General features: G+C 65.5%; 18 protein-coding genes. 16 read left to right on the top strand and 2 right to left on the bottom strand.

Annotated features, from left to right (window positions below; translation table 11 throughout):
• Positions 1–29: 29 nt before the first annotated feature.
• The 13 genes from C0V78_RS06205 (at position 30) to C0V78_RS06145 (ending at position 12731) form a co-directional block, all read left to right on the top strand.
• Entirely contained in the window at positions 30–2960 is a 2931-nt protein-coding gene (locus tag C0V78_RS06205; protein WP_101796924.1) for a pitrilysin family protein, read from the top strand.
• A gap of 88 nt (positions 2961–3048) precedes the next feature.
• Positions 3049–4422, top strand: coding sequence for a class II 3-deoxy-7-phosphoheptulonate synthase (locus C0V78_RS06200; RefSeq protein WP_101796923.1), 1374 nt, complete (start codon positions 3049–3051; stop codon positions 4420–4422).
• On the top strand, positions 4419–5090 hold the full coding sequence (locus C0V78_RS06195) for a spermidine synthase (RefSeq protein WP_101796922.1): 672 nt from the start codon (positions 4419–4421) through the stop codon (positions 5088–5090). The genes C0V78_RS06200 and C0V78_RS06195 overlap by 4 nt, the downstream gene beginning before the upstream one ends.
• A gap of 92 nt (positions 5091–5182) precedes the next feature.
• On the top strand, positions 5183–5929 hold the full coding sequence (locus C0V78_RS06190) for an SDR family NAD(P)-dependent oxidoreductase (protein ID WP_101796921.1): 747 nt from the start codon (positions 5183–5185) through the stop codon (positions 5927–5929).
• Between the two features lie 88 nt (positions 5930–6017).
• Positions 6018–6680, top strand: a complete 663-nt coding sequence (locus C0V78_RS06185) for a carboxymuconolactone decarboxylase family protein (protein WP_254049837.1) — start codon at positions 6018–6020, stop codon at positions 6678–6680.
• On the top strand, positions 6656–7150 hold the full coding sequence (locus C0V78_RS06180; RefSeq protein WP_101796920.1) for a nuclear transport factor 2 family protein: 495 nt from the start codon (positions 6656–6658) through the stop codon (positions 7148–7150). The genes C0V78_RS06185 and C0V78_RS06180 overlap by 25 nt, the downstream gene beginning before the upstream one ends.
• On the top strand, positions 7147–7935 hold the full coding sequence (locus C0V78_RS06175; protein ID WP_101796919.1) for an SDR family NAD(P)-dependent oxidoreductase: 789 nt from the start codon (positions 7147–7149) through the stop codon (positions 7933–7935). The genes C0V78_RS06180 and C0V78_RS06175 overlap by 4 nt, the downstream gene beginning before the upstream one ends.
• A 23-nt stretch (positions 7936–7958) precedes the next feature.
• Positions 7959–8399 carry a hypothetical protein gene (locus C0V78_RS06170; RefSeq protein WP_101796918.1) on the top strand — a complete coding sequence of 147 codons (441 nt, stop codon included), beginning with the start codon at positions 7959–7961 and terminating at the stop codon, positions 8397–8399.
• On the top strand, positions 8396–8872 hold the full coding sequence (locus C0V78_RS06165; RefSeq protein ID WP_101796917.1) for a nuclear transport factor 2 family protein: 477 nt from the start codon (positions 8396–8398) through the stop codon (positions 8870–8872). Before C0V78_RS06170 ends, C0V78_RS06165 begins: the two co-directional genes overlap by 4 nt.
• A gap of 160 nt (positions 8873–9032) precedes the next feature.
• Positions 9033–9554, top strand: a complete 522-nt coding sequence (locus C0V78_RS06160) for a nuclear transport factor 2 family protein (protein WP_101796916.1) — start codon at positions 9033–9035, stop codon at positions 9552–9554.
• Positions 9555–9568: 14 nt separating this feature from the next.
• Positions 9569–10036, top strand: a complete 468-nt coding sequence (locus tag C0V78_RS06155) for a pyridoxamine 5'-phosphate oxidase family protein (RefSeq protein WP_101796915.1) — start codon at positions 9569–9571, stop codon at positions 10034–10036.
• 41 nt (positions 10037–10077) lie between these two features.
• On the top strand, positions 10078–10554 hold the full coding sequence (locus C0V78_RS06150; protein ID WP_101796914.1) for a (2Fe-2S)-binding protein: 477 nt from the start codon (positions 10078–10080) through the stop codon (positions 10552–10554).
• Entirely contained in the window at positions 10551–12731 is a 2181-nt protein-coding gene (locus C0V78_RS06145) for a molybdopterin cofactor-binding domain-containing protein (RefSeq protein ID WP_101796913.1), read from the top strand. The genes C0V78_RS06150 and C0V78_RS06145 overlap by 4 nt, the downstream gene beginning before the upstream one ends.
• A gap of 9 nt (positions 12732–12740) precedes the next feature.
• On the opposite strand, the gene C0V78_RS06140 is transcribed toward C0V78_RS06145, so the two are convergent.
• Positions 12741–13541 (bottom strand): enoyl-CoA hydratase-related protein, encoded by an 801-nt coding sequence (locus C0V78_RS06140; RefSeq protein WP_254049836.1) that lies wholly within the window; start codon positions 13539–13541, stop codon positions 12741–12743.
• 113 nt (positions 13542–13654) lie between these two features.
• On the opposite strand from C0V78_RS06140, the gene C0V78_RS06135 reads away from it, so the two are divergent.
• From C0V78_RS06135 to C0V78_RS06125, 3 genes are read left to right on the top strand one after another with little or no spacing between them, the layout of a single operon-like run.
• Positions 13655–14902, top strand: a complete 1248-nt coding sequence (locus C0V78_RS06135; RefSeq protein ID WP_158241481.1) for an MFS transporter — start codon at positions 13655–13657, stop codon at positions 14900–14902.
• A gap of 2 nt (positions 14903–14904) precedes the next feature.
• The gene (locus C0V78_RS06130; protein ID WP_254049835.1) at positions 14905–15924 is read left to right on the top strand and encodes a DUF2889 domain-containing protein; all 1020 of its coding nucleotides are present in this window, start codon (positions 14905–14907) and stop codon (positions 15922–15924) included.
• Positions 15925–15981: 57 nt separating this feature from the next.
• Entirely contained in the window at positions 15982–17160 is a 1179-nt protein-coding gene (locus tag C0V78_RS06125) for an amidohydrolase family protein (RefSeq protein ID WP_101796910.1), read from the top strand.
• 236 nt (positions 17161–17396) lie between these two features.
• On the opposite strand, the gene C0V78_RS06120 is transcribed toward C0V78_RS06125, so the two are convergent.
• Positions 17397–18359: an AraC family transcriptional regulator gene (locus tag C0V78_RS06120; RefSeq protein WP_158241480.1), complete on the bottom strand. Its 963-nt coding sequence runs from the start codon at positions 18357–18359 to the stop codon at positions 17397–17399.
• Between the last annotated feature and the right edge of the window lie 52 nt (positions 18360–18411).

Here is an 18411-nt window from a genome sequence, read left to right as displayed (position 1 = left end):
TTCACACTCACCCTTCCTATACCTGCGGCATGAACGCTCGCTTCCGCGCCCTGGCGCTTTGTGTCGCCCTGGTCCCTTCCGTCCTTTCCGGCACCCTTGCGGCGCAGGAAACGGCAGTTGCGGCACCCGCAGCCGCCAAGGCTGATACGGGCCCGTGGCTCTATCGGGGCAGCGACATTCCGCAGGACAAGGAATGGGTGTTCGGCGAACTGCCCAACGGCCTGCGCTATGCCGTCCGCAAGAATGGCGTGCCGCCGGGGCAGGTCTCGATCCGCGTGCGCGTCGATGCCGGATCGCTGAACGAGGCGGATAGCGAACGCGGCTATGCTCACTTCATCGAGCACCTGGTGTTCCGCCAGTCGAAATATATCGGTGAAGCGCAGGCAATTCCCACCTGGCAGCGCCTTGGCGCGACGTTCGGTTCGGATACCAATGCCGAGACCACGCCGGTTGCCACCACTTACAAGCTGGACCTGCCGAATGCCTCGGCCAGCGGGCTGGACGAGACGTTCAAGCTGCTTTCGGGGATGATGATCCACCCGACGCTGAGCGATGCCAATATCAAGGCGGAACTGCCCATCGTGCTGGCCGAAAAGCGCGAGCGGGGCGGCGCCGCTGGGCGGGTGGACGAGGCGATGCGGCAGGCGATCTACGCCGGCCAGCCGCTGGCCAATCGCGCGCCCATCGGCACCGAGGCGACGCTCAGCTCCGCCACGCGGGATTCGGTCCGTGCCTTCCACAAGCGCTGGTACCGGCCGGAAAACACCGTGGTCATCGTTGCGGGCGATCGTGCGCCGGAAGTCTTTGCCGAACTGATCGCCAAGTGGTTTTCCGACTGGCCGGTGACCGGCCCGACGACGCCAGCGCCCAGTTTCGGCGATCCGGTGGCCCCTGCGGATGCGACCAAGGCCGATCTTGCCCCGGTGGGCGAAGTGAAGGTCGTCGTCGAGCCGGACCTGCCGCGCGTCTTCACCTGGGCCACACTGCGTCCCTGGCGCCCGGTGACGGACAACATCGCCTACAACCAGGGCCTGATGACCGATGCTCTCGGGCTGGCGATCATCAACCGCCGGCTGGAAGCGCGCGCCCGTGCGGGCGGCAGCTACCTTGCCGCGCAGGTCAACCAGCAGGATGTCTCGCGATCGGTCGACGGGACTTTCGTTGTTGTCACTCCGCTCGGCGCGGACTGGCAGACAGCGGTCAAGGACGTGCGCGGGGTGATTGCCGATGCGCTGGCCAGTCCGCCGACGCAGGAAGAGATTGACCGCGAAGTGGCGGAAATGCGGATCGCCTTCACCTCCAGCGCCGAACAGCGTGAACTGCTGTCCGGATCGAAGGTGGCGGACGACATTGTCCAGGCGCTCGACATCCGCGAAACGGTGGCTGATCCCGTCGCCGTGCTCGACATTTTCGAACGCACCGTGAAGCTGTTCACGCCAGAGGCCGTGCTGCGCCACACCCGAGCGCAGTTCGAAGGCACGGTAACGCGAGGCGTCTATGTTACCCCCGGGGCTGACGAGGCGAGCGAGGGTGCCTTGCGTACGGCGCTTTCCAGCCCCGTGGCTGCCGATGGCGGATCGCGGCTGGCCTACAAGCAGATCAAGTTTTCCGACCTGCCGGCGATCGGCAAGCCGGGCAAGCCGGTACCGGTTGCCACAGGGCTTTCGGGCATCGAGCAGGTGAACTTCGCCAACGGGGTGAAGGCCATTGTCTGGCCGAGCACCGATGAGCCCGGCCGGGTTACGGTCAAGGTCCGCTTCGGTGCGGGTTATCGCGCCTTCCGCCCGGAAGATGCCGCCTATGCCGCCCTGGGCGACATGGCGCTGGTCAGCTCGGGCGTGTCGGTGCTGGGGCAGGAGGATCTCGACCGGGTATCGACCGGGCGCAAGATGGGCTTCGACTTCGGGATCGACGATGCCGACTTCACCTTCTCCGCCAGCACCCGCCGCGATGACCTGGCCGACCAGCTCTATCTCCTCGCCGCAAAGCTGGCCATGCCGCGCTGGGATGCGCAGCCGGTGCAACGCGCCAAGGCGGCGCTGAAGATACAGTATGAAGCCTATGCCAGCTCGCCGCAGGGCGTGCTCGAACGCGATCTCAAGTGGCTCGAGCGCGATCGCGACCCCCGCTACAAGGCCCCGACCCCGGCAGAGGTGGACAAGGCAACGCCCGAACGGTTCAAGGAAATCTGGTCGTCGATCCTCGCATCCGGTCCGGTCGAAGTGCAGGTATTCGGCGATATCGACCGCGACGAGACGGTTGCCGCGCTGTCGCGCACTTTCGGCGCCCTCAAGCCGCGCAAGCCGCTCGCGCCTGCCGTGGCAGGGGCGGGGCTGCGCGTGCCGGCGGGCGGCGGGGCGCCGATCGTGCTCAGCCACCATGGCGAGGCGAACCAGGCCGCCGCCATGGTCTATTGGCCGACCGGGGCGGGCTTTGCCGGCATCCGCGAAGGCCGCCAGCTGCGGATCCTGTCCGAGGTGTTCTCCAACCGCCTGCTCGATCGCATGCGCGAGAAGCTGGGGGCGAGCTACTCGCCGCAGGTTTATTCGACCTGGCCGGTGGAGCTGAACGCCGGCGGCACGATCCTGGCGCTGGCGCAGATCGAGCCCAAGGACGTGGCGACCTTCTATGCCGCCGCCGACGAGATTGCCGCGGACCTTGTTGCCCGTCCGCCCAGCGCCGACGAACTGGAGCGCGTAACCGAGCCGCTGCGCCAGCAGATCACCCGTGCGGCGACCGGTTCTGCCTACCTCATGTACCATCTGGAGGGCGCGACCCAGAAGCCCGAGCTTTACGAGGCGCTGCGCACTCTGATGTCGGATTCCACGAACACCACGCCCGAAGCCATGCAGCAGCTTGCAGCAAAGTATTTGCTCAAGGACCGGTCGTGGCGGCTGGCCGTTCTGCCCAAGGGGCAGAGCGTGGTTGCCGGCGGGGCGGTGCTCTCGACCACGCGATAGAGGCCGAACTTTCGCCGGGTTTAGCAAAGCTGGTTTTGCATTCGCGGGGACTCGGGGCTATGGGCCCACCCCGCAAAGGAGCAAGACTGTGGCAAGTAACTGGAACCCGGAGAGCTGGAAGTCGGCAGAAGCGCGGCACCTGCCCGCCTATGGCGATGCAGAGGAACTGGCGCGCGTCGAAAAGACGCTGACGAGCTTTCCGCCGCTGGTCTTTGCCGGTGAAGCGCGCGCGCTGAAGGCCGATCTGGCCGAAGTTGCTGCGGGCAGGGGCTTCCTGCTGCAGGGCGGCGACTGCGCCGAAAGCTTTGCCGAATTCCACCCGGACAACATTCGCGACACCTTCCGCGTGCTGCTGCAGATGGCGGTCGTCATGACCTTCGCCAGCAAGCAGCCGGTGGTGAAGGTTGGCCGCATGGCCGGCCAGTTCGCCAAGCCGCGCTCTGCCCCGACCGAGACGGTTAATGGCGTTGAAATGCCGAGCTATTTCGGTGACATCATCAACGGCATCGAGCCCAACCCGCAGGACCGCGTGAACGATCCGCAGCGCATGGTGCAGGCCTACAGCCAGTCGGCCGCGACGCTGAACCTGCTGCGCGCCTTCAGCAACGGCGGCTATGCCAACCTGCGCCAGGTCCACAAGTGGACGCTCGATTTCATGGGCCGCAGCCCCTGGGCGCAGAAGTTCGCCGAGGTTTCCGACCGCATCGGCGAGGCGCTGGACTTCATGGAGGCTTGCGGCATCGACCCGCAGACCGTGCCGCAGCTTCAGGGCACCAGCTTCTACACCAGCCACGAAGCGCTTCTGCTGCCTTACGAGCAGGCGCTGACCCGCCGCGATTCGCTGACCGGCGACTGGTACGATTGTTCCGCCCACATGCTGTGGATCGGCGATCGCACGCGCTTCGACAATTCGGCGCATGTCGAATTCCTGCGTGGGGTGGGCAACCCCATCGGCATGAAGTGCGGCCCGAGCCTTGAGCCCGACGCGCTGCTGCGCATGCTCGATACGCTGAACCCGTCGCGCGAGGCTGGCCGGATCACCCTGATCAGCCGCTTCGGCCATGACAAGGTGGAAGCGGGCCTGCCCGCACTGGTCCGCGCAGTGAAGCGCGAGGGCCACTCCGTCGTCTGGTCGTGCGACCCGATGCACGGCAACGTGATCAAGAGCGCCACGGGCTACAAGACCCGTCCGTTCGACCGCATCCTGGCCGAAGTGCGCGGCTTCTTTGCCGTGCACCGCGCCGAAGGTACGCATGCCGGCGGCATCCACATCGAGATGACCGGCCAGAACGTTACCGAGTGCACCGGCGGCGCCATGGGCATCACCGACGAGGCGCTGGCCGATCGCTATCACACGCATTGCGACCCGCGCCTCAACGCGGCGCAGTCGCTTGAGCTGGCCTTCCTCATTGCCGAGATGCTCAACCTCGAGGCGCAGGACCGGGCCAAGCAGGCCGCTTGATCCCGCGCATTCATCTCGGCACCGCGCAGGTCCCCGGCGGGGAAGAGCTGCGGCTCTACTCGCACGGGCGCGATTTCATGATCGTGCTCGATCGCAACGAGCTGATGTCGACGCGCATGCGCGGCTCTGAAGAGGCCCTGGCGACCATGACGCTGGAGCGCCTTCAGGGTCGCGATGCCCACCTGCTGATCGGCGGTTATGGCATGGGCTTCACCCTGCGCGCCGCGCTGGCGAACATGGGCCCCAAGGGCCGCGTTACGGTTGCCGAACTGGTGCCCGAAATCATCGAATGGGCGCGCGGGCCGATGGCCGAAGTGGCGCAGGGATGCCTTGACGATCCCCGCGTAACGCTGCGCATGGGCGACGTTGCCGATGCCATCGTTACCGGCAACGGACTTTACGACGGCATCCTGCTCGACGTGGACAACGGCCCCGACGGCCTGGTGCGCGACGAGAACGACCGCATCTATTCCCGGGCAGGGCTGCTGGCCGCCCGCGATGCGCTGGCCCCCGGCGGGGTGCTGGCGGTCTGGTCGGCCGCGCCCGACAGGGCCTTCGCCGCGCGCATGACGAAGGCCGGCTTCGCGGTCGAAACGGTAGAGGTTCGCGCCCGCGCCAACGGCAAGGGGCCGCGCCACACGATCTGGTTCGGGCGCAAGGCCGGTTGATCTTACCGCTTGCGCGATAAGCGCCGGGGGGAATTGCTTACAGCGCTGTCACTTGCTCATATGCTCGCCATCTGATTTGCGAGAGGCACCTGATGAGCAATCCCTTTTCCCTCGACGGCCGCGTCATCATCGTAACCGGCGCTGCCATGGGCATTGGCGAGGGCGTTGCCCGCCTGCTGGCCGAATGCGGTGCCACCGTGGCCGTTGCCGACCGCGACCTGCCCAAGGCGGAGGCAGTGGCGGCCGAGATCGGCGGCAAGGCCTTTCACGTGGACATGGCGGACGAGGGATCGATCTGCGCCATGGCTGCGGCGGTCGTAGAGCAGCTCGGTACGCCCTGGGCACTGGTGAACAATGCCGGTGTGCAGGATCGCCAGCTTCTGCTCGATGCTACCGCCGAGGAGTGGGACCGCAACAATGCCATCAACGCGCGCGGCCCCTTCCTGCTCACCCGCGAAGTGGCCCGCGCCATGATCGCCGGCGGAGAGGGCGGGCGCATCGTCAATCTGGCCTCGTGCAGCCTGTGGGGACAGGCGATCAAGGGGCTGACGAGCTACATGGGCTCCAAGGGTGCGCTCTGGGCGCTGACCAAGGCGAGCGCGCTGGAACTGGCCGAGCATGGCATCACGGTGAACACGGTGCTGCCGGGCGGCGTGGGCACCCCGGGTGCCATCGCCGCCAAGGGGCCGCCGGCGGAAGGCCCGGCACGGCGCCTGCCGGCCATGGGCTTCTGCGAGCCGAAGGATATTGCCGCCGCCGTCGCCTATTTCGTCTCGCCCATCGCCCGCTATGTCACCAACCAGACGATTTGCGTGGATGCGGGCTGGTCGGTAACCTGACGCGGGGGCGATAGCACCTTTCCGCGCTTGACCTGCGGGCAGCAAGCCTTGAACTAGCGTTCAAATATTCACCCAGGAGAGAAATCCCGTGTCGACCGTTCCCAACGAATTCCGCATCAAGTGGCCGCCCAAGGAAACCTGGACCGACGCCACGCGCGAAGTGCAGTCGTTCTGGGGCGAGCCGAATTCCTGGGAAGAAGGCTCCAAGACCAATATCATCAACGTGATGGCAAACCATCCGCCGCTGGCGCTGGCATGGAGCCACTACGGCAAGTACTTCATGACCGGCCACACGCTGAACAACCGCCAGCTCGAATTCGTCGTGCTGCGCGTCGCGGTGTTGGTCAACTCGATCTACGAATGGCACAACCATGTTGGCTATGCCATGCAGGCCGGGATCACACTTGAGGAGATCGCCCAGATCCGCGATTTTCCGGAAGCCGCCAATGAATTCACCGAGGAAGAGCGCGCGATCCTCTCGACCTGCGACGAACTGATCAAGACCAACAACGTTTCCGATGCGACCTGGGCCACGCTGCAGAAGACGCTGAGCCAGGAACAGATGATGGATCTGGTCATGCTGGTCGGCAACTATGTGATGACCAGCTGGGCGATTTCCGCCTTCGGCGTGCCGATCGAAGGTGGCGCGGATGCCATCGGCTTTGATCTCAAGACCAAGTCCGGGAAAACGCCGGGCGTCACATATCGTCCCGGGGAGAGTGAAGATTGGATCGAGAAGCGCGGCTACTAGAGCTTGAACGCCGCCTGCAACGGGCGGAAGACCAGCTTGAAATCCAGAACCTGCTGATGAGCTATGGCCCGCTGGTGGATAGTGCCACCGCCGGGCCGGCCGGGGAGCTCTGGGTTCCGGGCGGGGGCTATAATTTCACCCTGCCCGATGGCGGCGCGAAACGGCTCGAAGCCCCGGACGAGATCGCCGGGATGTATGCCTGGCCGGGGCACCTCGATCTCGTCAACACCGGCTGCGCGCACCTGACGGCCACTCCGAAGATCACGGTCGAGGGCGATGATGCCCAGGCGGTCGGCTATTCGGTGGTGATCCTCAAGGAAGGCGAGCGCTGGTTCCTCTGGCGCGCGGCAGTCAATCACTGGACGCTGAAGCGCACGGCGGATGGCTGGCGCATCGTCGAACGCTTCAACCGTGCGCTCGATGGTTCGCCTGAGAGCCATGCGACGATGAAGAAGGTGCTCGACATATGAGCCGCGCCGGCCAGCGCTTTGCCGGGAAGGTGGCCGTGGTCACCGGCGCCTCTACCGGCCTTGGCCCCGTGATGTCGCGGATGCTGGTGGAAGAGGGGGCCAGGGTCGTCATGGCCGCGCGCCGGCTTGAACTGGTCGCCGCAGAGGCGCAAGCCATTGGCCCCGATGCCATCGCCGTGCAGGCCGATGTCACCAACGAAGCAGATGTCGCCGCGATGGTGGAAGCGGCGATGAGCCGCTGGGGCCAGGTCGACGTGCTGATGAACAATGCCGCGGTTCCCGGCGCGGACAAATTCATCTGGGAACAGACGGTCGACAATTTCCTCGATACCTACAAGGTCGATTGCATGGCCGCGATGCTGTGCAGCCGCGAGGTTCTCAACCGCTCCATGCTGGAACGCAAGACTGGTGCGATCGTCAATTTCTCTTCCGGTGCGGGCTGGGATGGCATGGTCCGCAAAAGCCACTATTCGGCCGCCAAGGGTGCGCTTCGCGTGCTGACCAAGGTCATCGCCAAGGAGGTCGGCGAGTTCGGCATCCGCTGCAATTGCGTGGTGCCCGGCGCAATCGAGACCGACTTGATGGTCAATTACATGAAGCGGATCGCGGGCGAGAAGGGCGTCACGCTTGAAGAGATCAAGGCAGGCCTGACCGGCAATGTCGCCCTGCGGACCTTTTCGACGACCGAGGACGTTGCCAACCTGGCGCTGTTCCTGGCCTCGGACGAGGCGCGGACGATTACCGGGCAATCGATCAATGTGGATGGCGGACAGGTGATGAGCTGAAGCCGCAAGGAGGAGAGGAAAACATGGCCAACGAAATGCCCCCGTCGAGCGGGTTCACCGGACTTTCGCAATCGGTCATCGCCTACAGCGAAGCCTTCACCCGGCTGACCGACAAGGCCAAGGCCGGGCCGCTTGGCGATGCCGACTGGGCCGAGATCGAAGGGCTGGTGAATACGGCGGAATTCATCCGTGAAGGCGTATTCCTGGGGCCGCAGGCGGAAGTGATCGACTGGCCGACCTACCGCTATTACGTCACGCAGTTCGGCGGGCATACCTCGTGGGAAGGCACCCTGCGGCGGATCACCGAGACCCCCGGCCGCGTGATCCTGGAACTTGAGGAGCGCAACACGCGCGGCGGCGAAACCGACGTTTCCAACACCGTGACGATCTACGAGTTCGACGAGGTGGGCAAGCTGCGTCACCTTGATGTCTATGTCATGCCCTTGCGGAAGCAGCCTGCGTGACGATCGAGGAGCTTCTGGCGCGCGAGGCGATCCGCGACACGCTTGCCAAGTACAACGTTTCGGGTGACCGGCTGAAGGTCGACGATTACGCCGCCTGCTTCACGGAAGACGGCGTAATACAGTCCGAACGCGCGCCGGGAGACTTCATCTTTCGTTACGAGGGGCGCGAGGCGATCCGGGCCTGGCAGAACCGCTGGCGCAACCGGGAGCCGGGACAGGATACGGTGCACAAGGCCAGCTTCGTGCGGCACCACCTGGGAACCTGCAAGATCGACCTCACCGGCCCAGACACCGCAAAGGTGCGGACCTACTGGGCGGCCTGGACCGATATCGGACCGGACCATTGCGGCGTCTATATCGATGATTTCCGCAAGGTTGGCGATCAATGGCTGATCGCCCTGCGCCGCGTCCGCAAGGACTGGGTCAGCCCCCAGGGCCTGTTCGAAACGGCCATCGCCAATACCGATGGCTGATGCCGCTTGCGGATGGACCTTCACGCGGGTTCATCCGTTTTGGAAGATGCCCGATCCTTCGCCTCAAGGCTTGCCTGCCGTCATGGCAAGGAGCAAGTTGCGGCAGGGGGTGGCAGGCCAACCCCACAAGTGCCACAAGGTCTCACTGGGAGAACACTAGATGACAGATCACGAAGAGATTATTCAGCACATCAATCTCTACGGATTTGCCATTGATACCCGGCGCTGGGACCTGTTCGAGCAGATTTTCACTGAATATGTGAACGTCGATTTCGGCGGTACGGCGAAGTGGTACGGCTTGAAGGAGTGGACCAGCGTGTTTGCCGCTTTCCACGAGAATATGGATTCCACCCAGCATATCATGGCCAATCACCAGGTGCGCGTACTTGGCGATCACGCGCATTCTTTCACCTATGGCCAGTGGCGGTTGCTGCGGCATGCGACCGAAGGCGGGCCGCTGCTCGACGGAACCGGCTGGTATGACGATGAATGGGTCAGGACTCACGCCGGTTGGCGCTGCCGCAAACGGGTGTCCCGCATCGTCTGGGCGACCGGCAACATGCGGGTGATGGAAACGATCCCCGGCTCCGCATTCGACATCCGGTTCGCTTCCATGCCGGCAGAGGCTGCTGCAGGGTCGATATCCTTCCTCAAGGCGATTGACGCGCGCGAAGGGACCTGACTACCCATCGCGGCATGGCCAAGGCTCGCGACATCGTCGGCATGACCGGGGAAGAGGTTTCCGCCTTCCTCGACGGCGCCCATTCGCTTCAGGTGGCAACCCTGGGCAAGGATGGCGCGCCGCACCTCACCACCGTGTGGTTCGCCGTGCATGACGGTGCGATCCTCTTCGAAACCTATGGCAAGTCGCAGAAGGTGGTGAACCTGAAGCGCGATCCGCGCATCGCCGTTCTGGCGGAAGACGGACGCACCTATGACGAGCTGCGCGGCGTATCGATCAACGGCCGCGCCGAGGTGATCGAGGACAACCCGCAGCGCACCGACCTGATGCGCGTACTGGTCGATCATCATTTCCCCGGCCAGGATGCCAAGTCGTTGGACGAAATGGCCCGGCGGATGGCGGAAAAACGGGTGGTCATCCGCGTCCATCCCGATAAGATCATGTCATGGGATCACCGCAAGCTCGGCGGCAAGGGGCCCTGAAAGCTCCGGTCGCTGCGGCTTCGATAAGCAGGCAGGGCAGGATGTCGGATACGAAGGCCATCACCATTTCGGTCAACGGCAAGGCGCGCACCGTCAATGCGCCGCCCGAAATGCCATTGCTCTGGGCCCTGCGAGACGAGCTGGGGCTGAGCGGCGCCAAATTCGGCTGCGGCGGCGGCTTCTGCGGGGCCTGTACCGTCCATGTCGATGGTTCGCCCACCCGGTCCTGCCAGCTGACCCTTGGCGACCTGGGAGGTGGCAAGGTGACAACGATCGAGGGGCTGGCCGATCCGCTGGCGGAAAGACTGCGCAAGGCCTGGCTCGAGATCGACGTGATGCAATGCGGCTATTGCCAGGCCGGGCAGATCATGACGGCCCATGCCCTGCTGAGCCAGAATCCGCGCCCCAGCGCGGCGGAAGTGGATGCCGCGATGGAAGGCAACATCTGCCGCTGTGCAACCTATCCCAAGATCCGCGAGGCAATCCGCAATGCCTCCGGGCAGGGAGGCAAGGCATGAACGCGCCCGTGCTGAACCGCCGCGCCTTCCTTTCCGTCTCGGCGCTTGCCGGAGGCGGGATGGCGCTGGGCCTCACCATGCCGGGCGCGATGGCCGCGACCGCTCCGGCCGGCAGTGCCCTGTCCGTCTGGGTGGCGATCGCCGCCGATGGCAAGGTGGAGATCACCAGCAAGAACCCGGAGATCGGGCAGGGCATCAAGACCTCGCTGCCGATGATGGTGGCCGAGGAGCTGGATTGCGACTGGGCGCAGGTTTCCGTGCTGCAATCGGATTACAACCCCAAGCTCTATGGCCGGCAGTTCGCGGGGGGAAGCCAGTCGACGCCGCAGAACTGGCTGCCCATGCGCCAGGCGGGCGCGGCGGCGCGGCAGATGCTGCTTGCTGCCGCGGCGAGCAGACACGCCGTTCCGGTAGCAGAGCTTTCCACAGACCGGGGATGGGTGCTGCACAAGGCTTCGAGCCGCAAGTGGTCCTATGGCGAACTGGCCTCGCTCGCCGCCACCATGCCGGTGCCCGACCCTGCCAGGGTGCCGCTCAAGAATGCCCGGGACTTTCGCATCATCGGCAAGCCGACGACGGGTGTCGACAGCGCCCGCGTGCTGCGCGGCGAGCCGCTGTTCGGCATCGACACACGGCTTCCCGGCATGCTGCATGCCGTGCTGGAGGTCGCCCCGGCGCATGGCGGCAAGCTGATCAAAGCCGATCTTGCGGCCGCGCGCGCGGCACGGGGCGTGGTGGCTGTCCTGCAGATTGCCGGCACGCCCGGCGCGGACGGCCTGCCCGACGGGATTGCCGTGATCGCCACCAATCACTGGTATGCCGAACAGGCGCGCAAGCTGCTGGCGGCAGACTGGGATCTGTCGGCAGCCAAGGGCCATTCGAGCGAGGCCTATGCCGCCGAGGCTGCGCGGCTGCATGACAAGGATACGCCCAAGGACCTGCGCCGCGATGGCGATGCCCTCGCCGGGATCGCTGCAGGTGCCCGCCAGATCAGCCAGCGCTATTCCTACCAGTACCTCAGCCACGCCCCGCTCGAGCCGCAGAACTGCACGGCGCTGTTCCAGGATGGCAAGCTTGAGCTGTGGGCGCCGACGCAGAACCCCGGGGCCGGGGCCGATGCCATCGAACGGCATCTCGGCATTCCGCAGGCCAGCCAGACGATCCATATCACCCGCAACGGCGGCGGCTTCGGGCGGCGGCTGATGGGCGATTTCATGTTGCAGGCAGCCGCCATCGCCAAGGCCTTGCCGGGCAAGCCGATCAAGCTGCTGTGGAACCGGCAGGATGACCTGCAGCGCGATTATTTCCGGCCGGGCGGATGGCACAGCCTGCGCGCAGGCATCGATGCCTCGGGCAAGCTTATCGGCTTGTTCGATCACTTCGTCACCGTGGGCGTGGATGGCAAGCCGGGGCGCTCTGCGGGCATGCGCGACGGCCAGTTTCCCGCCGGCCTGATCCCGGACCTGCTCTATGTGCAGAGCGTCATCCCCTCCGTCATCCCGACCGGGCCGATGCGCGCGCCGGAATCGAATGCGCTTGCCTTCGTGATGAACGGCTTCCTTGACGAGGTTGCGGAAATGGCGGGCAAGGACCTGCCGCAGCTGGTGCTCGAACTGTGCGCGGGTGACCGGACAATCGGCGATCCCGGCGATCCCTCGCGTGCGTCTTCCGCCTTTATCACTTCGCGCGCCCGCGGCGTGGTGGAGCGGGTTCTGAAGGACTGCAACTGGGCCGGGCGCCCGAAAAGCGGCAACCGCCGGCTGGGTTTCGGCTTCTATTTCTGCCACCTTGGCTACTTTGCCGAAGTCGCCGATGTCAGCGTCGAGGCGGGCGCGGCCAAGGTGCACAAGGTGTGGGTGGCGGCCGATGTCGGCCGGCAGATCGTCAATCCCTTCGGCGCGGAATCGCAGGTGCGGGGATCGGTGATCGATGGCATTGCCGAAGCGCTGCATCATGCGATCACCTTCAAGGACGGCGTGATCGACCAGAAGAACTTCGACAGTTACGCCCTGCCGCGCATTTCCTCGACGCCCGAGATCGCCATCTCGTGGGTGCTGAGCGACTATCCGCCCTCAGGCCTTGGCGAACCGGCGCTGCCGCCCGTGCTGCCGGCAGTGACCAACGCGATCTCCGCGGCCACCGGCAAGCGGATCAGGGACCTGCCCGCCCGGCTCTGAGCGGCTGCGCTAACGCCCCTTCCAGACGGGCGGCCGCTTTTCGACAAAGGCGCGCATGCCCTCGTGCGCGTCTTCCGAATGGCGCCAGGCCTGGAACGAGGCATAGTGTTCCTGCGCCTGGATCGCTTCGGCAAGGCTCGGCTCGTCCATCGATCGGTAAGCAATGTCCTTGGTCGCGCGCACGGCCAGCGGGGCGCAGGCGATAATCCGGCCCGCCAGTTCCCTTGCCCGCGCCAGCAGTTCGGCATCGGGCACGACCTCGCTGACGAAGCCCAGTTCCAGCCCCTCGCGCGCAGACAGCGGCTCTGCCGTAAGCAGCGGGATCATCGCCCGCTTGTTGCCCACGGCCCGCACCAGCCGGGTGATGCCCCCGGCGATGGCGATCAGGCCGACCTTCGGCTCGACAAGGCCGAAGCTGGCGCTCTCCGCAGCCACGACGATGTCGCAGGCAAGGCTGAATTCGAACCCGCCGCCATAGGCAAGGCCATTCACCGCCGCGATCACCGGTTTCAGCAGGTCATGCCGCTGGATCAGCCCGGCATAGCCGTGCGGCGGATAGGGCGGAGCCTCTTCCAGGCGGAAGCTCTTCAGATCGCTGCCTGCGCAGAACGCCCGGCCCGCGCCGGTGACGATGGCAACCTGCAAGGCATCGTCGGCGGCGAAGCGGTTGAACGCCTCTTCCAGCTCGGCATGGCTTTGCGGTGACATGGCATTGAGCCGTTCGGGGCGGTTGAAGGTGATGGTCAGCACTGCGCCATCGGGCTCGTAGCGGATCGTTTCGAAGTCCATGCGCGCCATCCTGCCCGGCATCGTGGCGGCGCTCAATGGCTGTTCGGAGCAATGGCAAGCGATTCGGGCGAATGGCCGCTCGACAAGGCTGGGCTCTTTGCCGAGACTGCCGGAAAGAACAGAGGGGAGATGCCATGCACCAGCCGATCAGCGATCGCGCGCCGCTGGGCGATTACCTGGGCGAGATCGCGTCCAACTGGCGGGTGCTTGCCGGGGCGGGGCTGGGCATGGCCGTGGGCTTGCAGATGTTCTCCTACATCACCTCGATCTTTGCCCCGTTCCTCATCAAGGACTTCGGCTGGACGCGTTCGACCTTCGCGCTGATCGGCTTCACCATGCTTGTCACCTTGCCGACCATGCCGATCGCCGGCCGGCTGGCAGACCGTTTCGGCGCCAAGCGCATGGCGCTGGCCGGGGTGCTGCTGTTGCCCGCGGTGATCTGGCTGTTCTCGCGCTTGCAGGGCGATTTCCGCTATTACTTCGCCTGTTCGGCCGGTGTGATGGCGGTCGGCTGCCTGACCAGTCCGGTCACCTATACCCGCCTGATCGTCGAGCGCTTCCAGCGCGCGCGGGGCCTGGCCCTGACCATCGTGATGAGCGCCCCTGCGCTCACAGGCATCCTGCTGCCGCCGACGCTGACGCGCTTCATGGCGGAGAATGGCTGGCGGCTGGCCTACGAATGGCTTGCCCTGTTCGTGCTGGTGGCGGGCCTGATCGCCATCGCCCTGATCCCGCGCGATTGCGGCGGTGCGCCTGTGCGCAAAGTGCGCGAGCCGAGCGCCCCCCGCGAGCGGCACTTCCGCGAGGTGCTGGGCGCGCCGGCCTTCTGGGCGATCTTTGCCGGTGTCCTGCTGACCACGGTCCACACGCCGCTGCATGGCTCGCAGTTCGTCGTGCTGCTCAATGAGCAGGGGCTCGATGCCATGGCGGCGGCGCGGATGCTGCAGGTCTATTCGCTCGGTACGCTGATCGGCCGCATCGTCTGCGGCGTGGCGCTCGACTATTACCCGGCGCGCTACGTCGCGACGATCTCGATGATGCTGCCCGCCTTCGGCCTGGCGCTGCTGGCCAGCCCGCTCGACGTGGCGTGGGCGATCGGCTTTGCGGTGTTCCTGATCGGCGTGACCGTAGGGGCTGAGGGCGATCTGCTCTCGTTCCTGGTGGGGCGCTATTTCCGCATCGAGATCTTCGGGACGGCGCTGGGCATGTGCTATTGCGCGCTCTACATCGCCTCGCTCAGCGGTGTCCTGCTCAACAGCCGCCTGCTGGCAACATACGATACCTTCGGACCGTTTCTGTGGCTCACCGCCGGGGCGGTGCTGGTTGGCAGCCTGCTGTTTCTGCGCTTGCCCCGCGAAGCCGCCGGGCGCACAGGCGAGTGACCATGACCGACCTGAAACCCGTCCGCTCTACCGCCAATCCCGTGCCGGTCCGCCGTGCCGGTTCGATCCGCCGGACGAGCTCCATCGACGTGACCTGGCCCGACGGCGGCGTAGACCTGCGCCGCTTCGAAGGCCGCGCGCGTGACCTGGTGCGCCGCGCAGACGGATCGGACCTTGTCCGCGCCGCCGGCAGCATGACGGCCGACCTCGACTTCGAGCGCAAGATCGTGTCGATCACCGCCGACCCTGCACCGGCAGAGCTGCCGCAGCTTGTCGGCCAGAAGGGCGGCGGGCACCTGCGTGTTTTCCTGCGCGATCTGATGCCCGGCCTGATTGCCGAGGCTCATCCGCTTTACCTGCTGCTCGATGACATTTCCGGCACCAGCCTGGTATCCAACTGGGCCTGGTCGCAGTGGGGCGAGGACTGGCTTTCGCGGATGCAGCGCCTTTCCGGCGCGGCCAACTTTTCCGAGATGCTGGCAGAGCGGACCAACGTCTGCTGGGGCTTCCAGCCCGGCTTCTCCTCGCACGATCCGCATACCCGGCTGGGCGAAGACATCGCTGCCGACGGCATGGACCTGCGCAACCCCGCCGATCCCGAAGGATGGCACGCCTTCCCGGAATCGGAGGGCCTGTCCTTTCGCCGCGCCCGCCGCATCGATGTCTGGCGCGAGGCAGACGCGATCAGGGTGGAGGCATCGTTCCAGGATTCCGCCCCGCGCCGCGAAGGGGGGCGGGCCGCGCTGCACGAATATATCCTGCGCGTCTCGCTCGATCCGTCGCGGCTGGTCATTACCAGCCTTGAACCGGAAGCGCGGGTGCTGCCCTTCCGCGAATGTCCGGGCGCCATTGCCAATGCGCGCAAGCTTGTCGGCACGCCGATGGACGGCATCCGCGAGGCCGTGCTGGACAGCCTGCGCGGGCCTGCCGGGTGCACCCATCTCAACGATGCCCTGCGCGCCCTTGCCGACGTGCCCGAGCTTCTTGCCGCGCTGGACGGACAGGCAACCCAACCGGCCTGACAGCGATTGGCCGGCCCGCCGTGGCTCCCTAGGGTGGCGACACCAAGGGAGAGTGCCATGGCCACCGCAGCGCCGATCAAGATCATCGATACCGACACCCACCTGACCGAGCCGCACGACATGTGGGTGAAGCGTGCACCCGCCTCGATCCGCGAGCGGGTGCCGCAGGTGAAGATGCTGAACGGCCGGCGCTGCTGGGTGATCGATGGCGACAAGTCCATCGGCCACGGCGCACACCCCAACAGCGCGGTGCTGAAGGAAGGCGGCAAGGTCCGCACGCTGGACCGGTTCCTGCAATTGCAGTTCGAGGAAGTGCACACCGGCTCTTCCCAGGTGAAGGAGCGGCTGGCGCTGATGGACGAGGCCGGCATCTTCGCCCAGATCGTCTATCCCAACATCCTCGGCTTCGGCGGGCAGGCTTCGGCCCGGGTCGATCCCGAACTGCGGCTCGCCTGCGTGCAGATCTACAACGACGCCATGGCCGAGATCCAGGAAGAGAGCGGCCAGCGCCTGTTCCCCATGGCGCTGCTGCCCTGGTGGGATGTGCAGCAGGCGGTGCAGGAAACCGAACGCTGCGTTGCCATGGGTCTCAAGGGCATCAACATCAATTCCGATCCGCACACCTCGCGCGACGAGAACGGCGACCCGATCCCCGACCTGGGGCAGGAACACTGGTTCCCGCTGTGGGAGGTCTGCGAGGACAGGAAGCTGCCGATCAACTTCCACATCGGCGCTTCGGAAACCGCGATCGACTGGATGGGCAAGCAGGGCTGGCCCGGCCTGCCGCGTGACCTGCGTTCGGGCATTTCCGGCGCGATGATCTTTTTCAACAACGGCGCGGTCATGTCGAACCTGATCTATTCGGGCATCCTCGACCGCTTCAGGGGGCTGCAATTCGTCTCGGTCGAAAGCGGTATCGGCTGGGTGCCCTTCCTGCTGGAGGCGCTCGATTACCAGCTGGCCGAGATTGCCGAGGGCAAACGCTTCGACAAGAAGCCCTCGGAATACTTCCAGAGCAACTTCCATGCCTGCTTCTGGTTCGAAAAGGGCAAGGCCATGGCCGAAACCGTGCGCCGCGTGGGCGTGGACAATTGCCTGTTCGAAACCGACTTCCCCCATCCCACCAGCCTGTGGCCGGTCGACAATCTTGAGGAACGCACCGCTGACCTGACGGCGGAAGAGCGCGCCAAGGTGCTCAGCCTGAATGCCGCGAAGCTTTACAATATCGCGCTGTGAGAGCGGCCCGGCAGGGGGCGTGAGGTTGACAAGGTTGACACGGTGTAAACCTCGCGGCGAAAGCGCAAGTCCTGAAAAATGGGGACAAATCGCCGTTTTCGCGGGTGAGGTTTACAGGAAAAAAATAAAAAAACCTTTGCGCCGTGCGGTAATGGATGCGGGCACCTGGTCCACCGAGACATCACGATGTCAAAGAGCGCGGCAACCATGCCGCAGCGGCGCGATGTAGGAAAGGCTCAGGTGCTTTCCGCTGCAGCCGTGCCGTGCCGCATCTGCCCCGGCGACATGCCGAAGAACCGGGCGAAGCGACGGCTGAAGGCGGCTTCGGACTGGTAGCCGACACGGGCACTGATCTCGGCGATCTTGGTGCGGCTGTGCTGCAGCAGGTCGGCCGCGGCGTGCATGCGCTTTTCGGTGAGCAGTTCCATCGGCGTCTGCCCGACCTCGGCAGTAAAGCGCGCGGCAAAGCTGGACCGGCTCATCCCCACCTTGCGCGCCATCCGTTCAACCGACCAGTCGGAGGCGATGTCGGCGTCGATCAGTTGCAGGGCATGGGCGATCGGGTCCGCCGATGCCGACATGCGAAACAGCAGCGGGCATTGCGGATGGTTGCGCAGGGTAATTGCCAGCCACAGCGCGGCGAGCCGCGTGAGCAGCGCGGTCGATCCTGCGCCGACCGAGAAGCGTTGCAGCGTTTCGGTGCGCACGACGTTGATCTCGTTGCCCAGCACCTGTTCTTCGATAAGCACCGATGCCGGCATGGCCGTGCGCCTGAGGCCGGCAGGCCAGTTCACCTTAAGCCGCGCGCAAAGCGCCCGCGCCGCAAGCGGACCGGTGCCGATGGTGAAGGTGGGGGGAGTGTCAACCGCCTGTTCATGGCGCAGGAAATCGAGCACGACCGTAGGGCTGCCCGTTTCCGATCGCACCGCATGGGCCTCTCCCGAAAGGATGACCTGGACCTGGCCCTGATGCAGTTCGATCGTGCCGCCGGTGACGCCGGCGATGCGGGCCTTGCCCTTGATAACGCCATAAAAGGTAACGCCATCGTCGCCCGGCAGGTTGAACCCCGCCGAACCCCGCAGTTCGACGATGCACCAGGTCTGCCCGCGCAGGTCGAGCAGATTGAGGAAATCGGACAACGACCAGCCATCGGTGCGGCTTCGCTCGGGCTGGGCAGCACCGGGCTGCAGGATAGGCATCTCCCGTTCGGCAAGCATGGCCGGCTCCGTCTGCAAGGTTGCGGATTGGGCC

The sequence above is a fragment of the Novosphingobium sp. TH158 genome, assembly GCF_002855555.1.
GTDB lineage: Bacteria > Pseudomonadota > Alphaproteobacteria > Sphingomonadales > Sphingomonadaceae > Novosphingobium.
This window is presented reverse-complemented; position numbering and strand designations above follow the sequence as displayed.